At 72.1% G+C, this 2,455-nt stretch carries 3 protein-coding genes; all 3 read right to left on the reverse strand.

The features are described from left to right. Window positions 1-143: 143 nt before the first annotated feature. Window positions 144-1,010, reverse strand: coding sequence for a formate dehydrogenase accessory sulfurtransferase FdhD (fdhD, locus tag AOK15_RS38055; protein ID WP_055523381.1), 867 nt, complete (start codon window positions 1,008-1,010; stop codon window positions 144-146). Between the two features lie 28 nt (window positions 1,011-1,038). Continuing rightward, a complete protein-coding gene (locus tag AOK15_RS38060) occupies window positions 1,039-1,899 on the reverse strand; it encodes a 2Fe-2S iron-sulfur cluster-binding protein (RefSeq protein ID WP_055523384.1) in 861 nt (286 codons plus the stop codon). After that, window positions 1,896-2,455 (reverse strand): NADH-ubiquinone oxidoreductase-F iron-sulfur binding region domain-containing protein (locus AOK15_RS38065; RefSeq protein ID WP_205632297.1); only part of this gene is annotated, 560 nt, incomplete at its 5' end. The genes AOK15_RS38060 and AOK15_RS38065, both read right to left, overlap by 4 nt.

Here is a 2,455-nt window from a genome sequence, read left to right on the forward strand (position 1 = left end):
CGCGATCAGCCCCCACCCACCCGCACCCGGCAACGCACCAGTGGCCCAACGGCGCGTACCCGGCGGCTGAACCGGCGGAGCCCCCGGCGCAGGGGGCGCTCCCCGCCGTGTGGGGCTCCGCCGACGTGTCGCGGGGAAGCCGGTCAGCCGCCCTGGGTGGCCGTGGCCCGCAGGGCGATCCGGTGTTCACCCGCGTACACGTTCATGGAGGCTCCCCGGAGGAAGCCGACGAGGGTCAGCCCCGTCTCGGCGGCCAGGTCCACCGCCAGTGACGACGGCGCCGACACCGCCGCCAGGACCGGGATCCCGGCCATCACCGCCTTCTGCGCCAGCTCGAAGGAGGCCCGCCCCGACACCAGCAGGACGGTCCGTGACAGGGGCAGCGACCCGTTCTGGAGTGCCCGCCCGATCAGCTTGTCCACCGCGTTGTGCCGGCCCACGTCCTCCCGTACGTCGAGCAGCTCGCCGTCCTCGGTGAACAGGGCCGCCGCGTGCAGGCCCCCGGTCCGGTCGAAGACCCGCTGGGCCGCGCGGAGCCGGTCGGGAAGGCCCGCGAGCAGGTCGGGGTCGAGGCGGACCGGGGAAGCGTCACCGCCGCGGGTGTCGTCTATGGGCCAGCGGGCCGTCGTACGGACCGCGTCCAGGGACGCCTTGCCGCACAGCCCGCAAGACGACGTGGTGTAGACGTTGCGTTCGAGGGTGATGTCCGGGATCACCACCCCGGCGGTCGTCCGCACGTCCACCACGTTGTACGTGTTGGAGCTGTCGGCGGTGGCGCCCGCGCAGTAGACGATGTTCTGCAGGTCGGACCGCTCGGCGAGGACGCCCTCGCTGACCAGGAACCCGGCGGCGAGCGCGAAGTCGTCGCCGGGAGTGCGCATGGTGATCGCGAGGGGCTTGCCGTTGAGACGGATCTCCAGTGGCTCCTCGGCGACGAGCGTGTCCGGGCGCGTGGAGATCGCCCCGTCCCGGATGCGGATCACCTTGCGTCGTTCTGTGACTCGTCCCATGTCCTGCCCCTGTCCCGACCGGTGCCGATCAGTCCCGGTTCTGTACGTGCTGGTAGCCGAAGCGGCCCTTGATGCACAGATTGCCGTGGGTCACCGGGTTGTCGTGCGGCGAGGTGACCTTCACGATCTCATTGTCCTGCACGTGGAGCGTGAGGTTGCAGCCCACTCCGCAGTAGGCGCACACCGTGGTCGTCCCGGTCTGCGCCGACTCGTCCCAGGTGCCGGCCGCCCGCATGTCGAACTCCGACCTGAAGGACAGCGCGCCCGTCGGGCACACCTCGATGCAGTTCCCGCAGTACACGCACGCCGAGTCGGTCAGCGGCCCGTCGTGCTCCACGGCGATCCGCGCGTCGAACCCGCGCCCCGTGACGGAGATCGCGAAGGTGTTCTGCCACTGGTCGCCGCAGGCGTCCACGCACTTGTAGCAGAGGATGCACTTGTCGTAGTCGCGGACGTAGAGGTCGTTGTCGATCCTCGGCTCCTCGTTCAGGCGGGCCGCGTCCGGGCCGAAGCGGTCCGGTTTCGCCTCGTACTCCTTGATCCACCCCGCGACCTCGGGGGTCGTCGACAGGTCGACCGAGGACGCGAGGAGTTCGAGGACGATCCGGCGGCTGTGCCGGGCCCGCTCGGTGTCGGTCCGCACCTCCATACCGGGCTCGGCGCGGCGGGAGCAGGCGGGGACGAGGGTGCGCGCGCCCTCGACCTCCACCACGCAGACCCGGCAGGCGTTCTTCGGGGTGAGGGTGTCTCCCTGGCAGAGGGTCGGGATGTCCTTGCCGGCGGCCCGGCAGGCGTCGAGGATCGTCGAGCCCTCGGGGACGCGCGCCTCCTCCCCGTCGAGGGTGAACTCCAGCAGCCGCCGCGGCACACCCAGCGGTATCACGGTCATTCGTACGCCCCCAGACGGTCGATGGCGGATTCCACGGCGTTCCACGCGGTCTGTCCGAGACCGCAGATCGAGGCGTCCCGCATCGCGCGGCCGACGTCCCTGAGCAGCGCGATGTCGTCGGCCGCGGCGGCCCCGGTCCGCTCGGCGATCCGGTGCAGCGCCTCCTCCTGCCGTACGGTCCCGACCCGGCAGGGCACGCACTGCCCGCAGGACTCGTCCCGGAAGAACTCCGCGATCCGCAGCAGCAGCCGGGGCAGCGGGACGGTGTCGTCGAAGGCCATGACCACGCCCGAGCCGAGCGTGGTGCCCGCCTCCCGCGTGCCCTCGAAGGTGAGCGGGATGTCCCGTTCGTCGGGCCGTACGAAGCCGCCCGCCGCACCGCCGAGGAGGACCGCCCGCAGCCCCTGTCGCACACCGGCCTGTTCCAGCAGCTCGCCGAGCGTCGCGCCGAACGGCAGCTCGTGGACGCCGGGCCGGTCCACGGCGCCCGACACGCAGAACAGCTTCGGCCCGGTGGACCGCCCGGTGCCGATCGCCGCGTACGCGGGGGCGCCCA

The sequence above is a fragment of the Streptomyces ossamyceticus genome (assembly GCF_001418475.1).
Taxonomy (GTDB): domain Bacteria; phylum Actinomycetota; class Actinomycetes; order Streptomycetales; family Streptomycetaceae; genus Streptomyces; species Streptomyces ossamyceticus.

Excerpts from the sequence above, each read along its gene's own strand:
- fdhD (WP_055523381.1), bottom strand. The coding sequence starts at position 1,010 with ATGGGACGAGTCACAGAACGACGCAAGGTGATCCGCATCCGGGACGGG.
- AOK15_RS38060 (WP_055523384.1), bottom strand. The coding sequence starts at position 1,899 with ATGACCGTGATACCGCTGGGTGTGCCGCGGCGGCTGCTGGAGTTCACC.